This is a genomic window from Pseudomonas sp. PME37.24/006 (assembly GCF_055556635.1).
In genome coordinates this window covers 1-276 of sequence record NZ_JBVHNL010000066.1, presented here as the reverse complement: position 1 = coordinate 276, position 276 = coordinate 1, and the positions used below count along the sequence as shown (strand labels likewise).

1 protein-coding gene is annotated in these 276 nt (G+C 50.4%); it reads right to left on the bottom strand.

The window, feature by feature from the left end:
• Positions 1-276, bottom strand: a 276-nt coding sequence (locus ACZ3GY_RS23870) for a glutamate ligase domain-containing protein (RefSeq protein WP_465912205.1), incomplete at both ends; no start/stop codon positions are given.

The window sequence follows — 276 nt, the reverse complement described above, 5'->3', positions numbered from 1 at the left end:
AAGACTATGATTCTATCATTGTCAGCCACTTTACTCCGGGCCTTTTCATAGGCAACGGCGGCGGATGTAAAGCATTCGATCGAATGCTCACTATCTTCCACAAAGCCACTCGCTCGAATCATCTCGGCAATGTCTTGTGCAGCTGCAGCGCGTGGTGTTGGCAGGTCACAAACATAAAAATGGTCAACCCTGCCTTGCAGATGCTTGAGCATGCCGGCCAAATCCTTGTCCTGCATGACGCCCAACACGGCATAGGTATTGGGAAAGAAGCCCATA